A 5633-nucleotide genomic window follows, 5' to 3' on the forward strand; every position below is an offset into this window, starting at 1 on the left:
TAATCACCGAAGCCCATCAGCAATTATTAGAACGTTATCAAACTAAGACGGAAAAGGGATTATGGCATACCTTACCCGATGATGGTTATATCTATAACCACTTAACCTGGCACCTAGAGAAAGCTGACAAGATTGATGACATTCATCAACTGCTGAAAGAAGAAACTCCAGAAGGAGATAACGGTTGGTATTGGCAGTGTGAGAGACAGGGAAACACTGCTAATTTTGTTAAGGATGTATCGAGAGCTTGGGCAATAGCAGCAGCCAATTTTACAAAAAATCCTACAGAATCGATTAGTTTACAGTGTCGTTATGCTCTGATTACCACATCCCTCAACAGCTTGGCCGGAAATATTCCTCCAGAGTTAATGGCAGCATTAGTGGAGAAAGAAATCTGGACGCCAGCCCAGGCACTAGCTTATTTGCGACAGATTAAAGATTATGAACGTCAAGTAGGGGTTTTGGACGCAATTATTGAGTATCTTCCCCCTTCTTTATTACCGGAAGCGTTAGAAGTCGCCAGAGGGATTGAGTCTGAATACTCCCGAGCATTAGCCTTAATCAGCTTAGCCCCCCACTTCCCTGATGTGTTACCAGAAGCCTTAGATTGTGCCAGAGCCATTCGGTATGAATACCACCGAGCCAGAGCTTTAATCGGCTTAGCCCCCTACTTACCCCAAGTGTTACCAGAAGCCTTAGATTGCGTCAGAGGGATTGGGTATAAAAAAGACCGAGCTAATGCCTTAATCGGCTTAGCCCCCTACTTACCCCAAGTGTTGTTACCCCAAGCCTTAGATTGCGCCATAGCGATTGGGTATGAAAAAGACCGAGCTAATGCCTTAATCGGCTTAGCCCCCTATTTACCGGAAGTGTTGTTACACCAAGCCTTAGATTCCTCCATAGCGATTGAGGATGAAAAAGACCGAGCTAATGCCTTAATCGGCTTAGCCCCCTATTTACCGGAAGTTTTGTTACACCAAGCCTTAGATTCCGCCAGAGCCATTCGGGATGAATCCTCCCGAGCTAATGCCTTAGTCGGCTTAACCCCCCACTTACCCCAAGTGTTACCAGAAGCCTTAGATTGCGCCAGAGCCATTCGGTATGAATACGAAAGAGCTAATGCCTTAATCGGCTTAGCCCCCCACTTCCCACAAGTGTTACCAGAAGCCTTAGATTGCGCCATAGCCATTCGGTATGAATACGACCGATCCTATGTCTTAATCGGCTTAGCCCCCCACTTACCCCAAGTGTTACCACAAGCCTTAGATTGCGCCATAGCCATTCAGAATGAATACGACCGATCCTATGTCTTAATCAGCTTAGCCCCCCACTTACCCGAAACGTTGTTACCAAAAGCCTTAGATCGCGCCAGAGGGATTGGGGATGAAAAAGACCGAGCCAGAGCCTTAAAGGGCTTAGCCACCCACTTACCCGAAACGTTGTTACCCCAAGCCTTAGATTGCACCATAGCGATTGGGGATGAATCCCACCGAGCCGATGCCTTACTCGGCTTAGCCCCCCACTTACCGGAAGTGTTACCGGAAGCCTTAGATTGCGCCAGAGAGATTGGGGATGAATCCCACCGAGCTAATGCCTTAATCGGCTTAGCCTCCTACTTCCCACAAGTGTTACCAGAAGCCTTAGATTGCGCCATAGCGATTGGGAATGAATCCCACCGAGCTAATGCCTTAATCGGCTTAGCCCCCCACTTCCCACAAGTGTTACCAGAAGCCTTAGATTGCGCCATAGCGATTGGGGATGAATCCCACCGAGCTAATGCCTTAATCGGCTTAGCCTCCTACTTCCCACAAGTGTTACCAGAAGCCTTAGATTGCGCCATAGCGATTGGGGATGAATCCCACCGAGCTAATGCCTTACTCCACTTAGCCCCCCACTTACCCCAAGGGTTATTACCAAAAGCCTTAGATGTCGCCAGAGCTCTTGAGGATGAATTCCACCGAGCAAAAGTCTTACTCGGCTTAGCCCTCCACTTACCTCAAGTGTTACCAGAAGCCTTAGAGGCCGCCAGAGCCCTTCGGTCTGAATTCTCCCGAGCCGATGCCTTAAAGGACTTAGCCCCCTACTTACCAGAAGTGTTACCAGAAGCCTTAGATGCTGCCAGAGCGATTGGGGATGAATTCTCCCGAGTCCATGTCTTAAAGGACTTAGCCCCCCACTTCCCACAAGTGTTACCAGAAGCCTTAGAGGCCGCCAGAGCCCTTCGGTCTGAATTCTCCCGAGCCGATGCCTTAATCGCTTTAGCCCCCCACTTCCCACAAGTGTTACCAGAAGCCTTAGATTGCGCCAGAGCCCTTGGGCATGAATCCTCCCGAGCAAAAGCCTTACTGGGCTTAGCCCCCCACTTACCCCAAGTGTTACCAGAAGCCTTAGACTGCACCAGAGCCCTTGGGGATGAATCCCAGCAAGCATTAGCCTTAATCAGCTTAGCCCCCCACTTACCTCAAGTGTTACCAAAAGCCTTAGATTGCGCCAGAGCCATTGGGTATGAATCCAACCGAGCCGATGCCTTACACCGCTTGATTGAGAGCTTAACTCCTTCGTCAGTTGATTTTCCTCTTTGGCAACAAACTCTTGATGCTTTAGCTAGTCTAACCCGTCCCAATTTTCTTAAAGCTCTTCCCCAATTAGCTCCTTTAATCATCAAGTTTGGGGGTATTGAAGCCCTAAGAGAAATGGTGGCAGCGGTTGAAGATGTTAGCCGATGGTGGAAGTAGGGAAGAGGCAATAGGCAATAGGCAATAGGCAATAGGCAATAGGCAAGAGTTAATCAAAGGTAGAGGCATTATTATTAGCCTTACTGGGTGTGAAGTGAACCAGTGTTAGGATTCAGTTGATGCCTGTGCCATGGGGAAGAATTTCGCTAAGCTAATGTTAGCTTAATCATGGGCAAGTTTAGTTGTGCTAACTCAGCTAGACTATAGGTAAGCTCAATCAATCATAAGTAAGCCTCTGATCTCATCAAAACAATAATATCCATGGAAAACGTCAATCAAATCACTTTAAATTTACCCACAGATTTGCTGAAAACTACAGAAGAACTAATTCAGACAGGACTAGTAAAGAATCTTGATGAATTAGTTGTATTAGCCTTGCATCATGAAATTGTTAAACTTAAACAATTACAGCCAAACAATCAACAGCTACCAGAAAATAGCAATGGTGTAGATGATCCCATTTGGGGACTCGGAGAGAATCCAGTTGTAGGTGGAGTCAGTTTAGAATTTAGAATTTAGAATTTAGAATTTAGAATTTAGAATTCGGTAACCAGTATTGGGACAGTCCGTCCCGTAACTGTTCATAATAGACCAATTCATTATCAGTGTAGCTATGAGTTTAGTTATCCCTGACGATATTGTCCAAGCTAGCCAAATGTCTGAGAGTGAATTCAAACTTGAAATTGCCCTGATGCTCTATAAGCAAGACAAAATCAGCAGTGGCAAAGTCCGTGCCTGGACGGGGTTAACCGTGATTGAATTTCAGCATGAACTGGCCAAGCGTGGTTTAGATTTGAATTATGATGTTGCTGATTTTGAAGCAGACCTTAAAACCCTACAATCCCTAAGTTTGCTGTGATTATTATTAGCGATACATCACCCATTACTAATCTAGCAGGCATCAATCAACTTAACCTCTTGCATCGCTTGTATGGTTCTGTGATTATTCCGGTTGCTGTCTACAATGAAATGGTTGGTATCGGCAAAGTTGTACCTGGAACAGTAGAAGTTCAAACCTTATCTTGGATTAAAACTCAGGCCGTTTCAGATAGGCAGCAAGTTGTCACACTTCAGGAAAGTCAAGAAACGATCGATTTAGGTGAAGCAGAAGCGATCGTATTAGCACTGGAAATGAATGCCGATTTGCTACTGATGGATGAACGACGAGGACGATCAGTTGCTCAAGAATTGGGGTTAACTATTGTGGGGTTACTGGGAATTCTCGTGCAAGCCAAGAAAAGTAATTTAATTCCGGCGGTTAAGCCATTAATGGATCAATTGATTGAAACAATGGACTTTCGTATTAGTTCTCAATTGTACCAAGCAATTCTTAAAGCTACCGATGAAGAAAGTAGATCAGGAAATTAAAAGAGGGAAGAGTTTTGCATCAACGTTATGGATATTTAAATAGATTGAGTTCTGAGATAAAGCGATCATCTCGTTTTTTAGCTCTGCCAATGCTTTTGTCTAATTATTCTCACCCATTCGCTATTATTTTGAGTATCTTGTCGATCACGCCACATACCAATAAACGGTTGATTCTCTAATTCCAGAGGATTAAGAGATGCCGGTTTTTTCGTTACATACTGTTTTTTGAACACCTCAATGATATCGGCAATAATGTTTTGAGCGTCTTCTGGTAGTTCTTGAATATCTTTGGTCAGTTGTTCTAGGTCACGCATAAGTCTTAGGAAGACTATCCAATTACTTTCTATAAATCCATTATACAAAGTAATTGCGGGTGCATCTCATTTTTACTGTTTGACCCGGTGGGTGGAATGGGCATCTTGCCCGTTACAATTTTCGGACGGATTATCCTAACACTGGCTACCGATAAAATGAGGGTTTCCCCGTCCCTAACGCACCCTACGCAACTCTTTCCCGATTCCCGATTCCCGATTCCCGATTCCCGTTCCCCTCCTGGGAGGGGTTAGGGGTGGGTTCCGATTCCCGATTCCCGATTCCCGATTCCCTTGTTTACATCTCAAATAGAGCCGTTCTCTTCAAAAGAACGCACCTTAATAACTTTAGCAGGAATTCCCACTACCGTAGCCCCAGCAGGTACATCAGATAAAACTACAGCATTAGCACCAATATTTGCTCCATTACCGATAGTAACCTTGCCAAAAATCTTGGCACCAGCACCAACATTTACACGTTTTCCTAAAATGGGGGCATCCAAAGGACGATCTAAGTAACGATTACCCAAAGTGACCCCTTGACGGAGGATACTATCATCACCAATAGTGCAATCTCCATGAATCACAATCCCACTTTGATGCTCAATAATTACTCGACGACCAAGCTTTACCGTATAAGGTAATTCAATGCCATAGGTATTACGAACTTTCCGATATAATGCTCGGTAGAGAATACTAAACGGAGCCCGTAGTAACTTCGGTTGGATCTTCATTCTCCAGACTCCAAACCGCTGCACCGCCACAGCCCGAAATCCAGGCTTAGTCCAATCACAACCATGGGCTTTCCAATCTTCTTTAATTTGTTGCCAAAGTCCCAAATTATCCGTTTTTGGCTGGGTAGAGTTTGCCGTTAAATCTGTTGGCATCACCATAATCTGTTTTTAGAATGAAGAATGAATAATGAAGAATTTAGAATGTAGAATGAAGAATTTAGAATGAAGAATTTAGAATGAAGAATGAATAATTTAGAATTGGGAATCGGGAATAGTCCATCAGCTTTGTGGAATAGGCTTCTAGCCTGTGGCACGCGCATTATATGAGGTAGACTTCTCAACCTCAAAGTCCCCCTTATTAAGGGGGATTTAGGGGGATCCCTTTGTACCTCATGGGTATAAGATTAGCTATAAGCTGATAGCTAATAGCTAATCAAGAAATCTTCGGACTACTAAAGGCACCACCTTTACAAAACACACTATTG

Annotated in this window: 7 protein-coding genes; 5 read left to right on the forward strand and 2 right to left on the reverse strand. The window is 44.5% G+C overall.

The window, feature by feature from the left end; genetic code table 11:
• The 4 genes from F6J99_RS41185 to F6J99_RS41200 all read left to right on the forward strand — a co-directional run.
• Positions 1–2735, forward strand: a 2735-nt coding sequence (locus F6J99_RS41185) for a hypothetical protein (RefSeq protein WP_293122210.1), incomplete at its 5' end; no start/stop codon positions are given.
• Positions 2736–2996: 261 nt separating this feature from the next.
• On the forward strand, positions 2997–3254 hold the full coding sequence (locus F6J99_RS41190) for a hypothetical protein (RefSeq protein ID WP_293122213.1): 258 nt from the start codon (positions 2997–2999) through the stop codon (positions 3252–3254).
• 94 nt (positions 3255–3348) lie between these two features.
• A complete protein-coding gene (locus F6J99_RS41195) occupies positions 3349–3594 on the forward strand; it encodes a UPF0175 family protein (protein WP_293122216.1) in 246 nt (81 codons plus the stop codon).
• Positions 3591–4103 (forward strand): DUF3368 domain-containing protein, encoded by a 513-nt coding sequence (locus F6J99_RS41200; protein WP_293122219.1) that lies wholly within the window; start codon positions 3591–3593, stop codon positions 4101–4103. The genes F6J99_RS41195 and F6J99_RS41200 overlap by 4 nt, the downstream gene beginning before the upstream one ends.
• 77 nt (positions 4104–4180) lie before the next feature.
• Here F6J99_RS41200 and F6J99_RS41205 read toward each other — a convergent pair whose 3' ends face one another.
• Positions 4181–4417 carry a hypothetical protein gene (locus F6J99_RS41205; RefSeq protein ID WP_293122221.1) on the reverse strand — a complete coding sequence of 79 codons (237 nt, stop codon included), beginning with the start codon at positions 4415–4417 and terminating at the stop codon, positions 4181–4183.
• A gap of 96 nt (positions 4418–4513) precedes the next feature.
• Here F6J99_RS41205 and F6J99_RS41210 point away from each other — a divergent pair, with 96 nt between their 5' ends.
• A complete protein-coding gene (locus tag F6J99_RS41210; protein WP_293122224.1) occupies positions 4514–4669 on the forward strand; it encodes a hypothetical protein in 156 nt (51 codons plus the stop codon).
• Between the two features lie 50 nt (positions 4670–4719).
• Here F6J99_RS41210 and F6J99_RS41215 read toward each other — a convergent pair whose 3' ends face one another.
• Positions 4720–5307 carry a serine O-acetyltransferase gene (locus F6J99_RS41215; RefSeq protein ID WP_293122227.1) on the reverse strand — a complete coding sequence of 196 codons (588 nt, stop codon included), beginning with the start codon at positions 5305–5307 and terminating at the stop codon, positions 4720–4722.
• Positions 5308–5633: the final 326 nt, after the last annotated feature.

This window comes from Moorena sp. SIO4G3, from assembly GCF_010692305.1.
GTDB lineage: Bacteria > Cyanobacteriota > Cyanobacteriia > Cyanobacteriales > Coleofasciculaceae > Moorena > Moorena producens_A.

Bases quoted from the DNA above. Each gene is read 5' to 3' on its own strand.
- F6J99_RS41190 (WP_293122213.1), top strand. From the start codon at position 2,997: ATGGAAAACGTCAATCAAATCACTTTAAATTTACCCACAGATTTGCTG.
- F6J99_RS41195 (WP_293122216.1), top strand. From the start codon at position 3,349: ATGAGTTTAGTTATCCCTGACGATATTGTCCAAGCTAGCCAAATGTCT.
- F6J99_RS41205 (WP_293122221.1), bottom strand. From the start codon at position 4,417: ATGCGTGACCTAGAACAACTGACCAAAGATATTCAAGAACTACCAGAA.
- F6J99_RS41210 (WP_293122224.1), top strand. From the start codon at position 4,514: ATGGGCATCTTGCCCGTTACAATTTTCGGACGGATTATCCTAACACTG.
- F6J99_RS41215 (WP_293122227.1), bottom strand. From the start codon at position 5,307: ATGGTGATGCCAACAGATTTAACGGCAAACTCTACCCAGCCAAAAACG.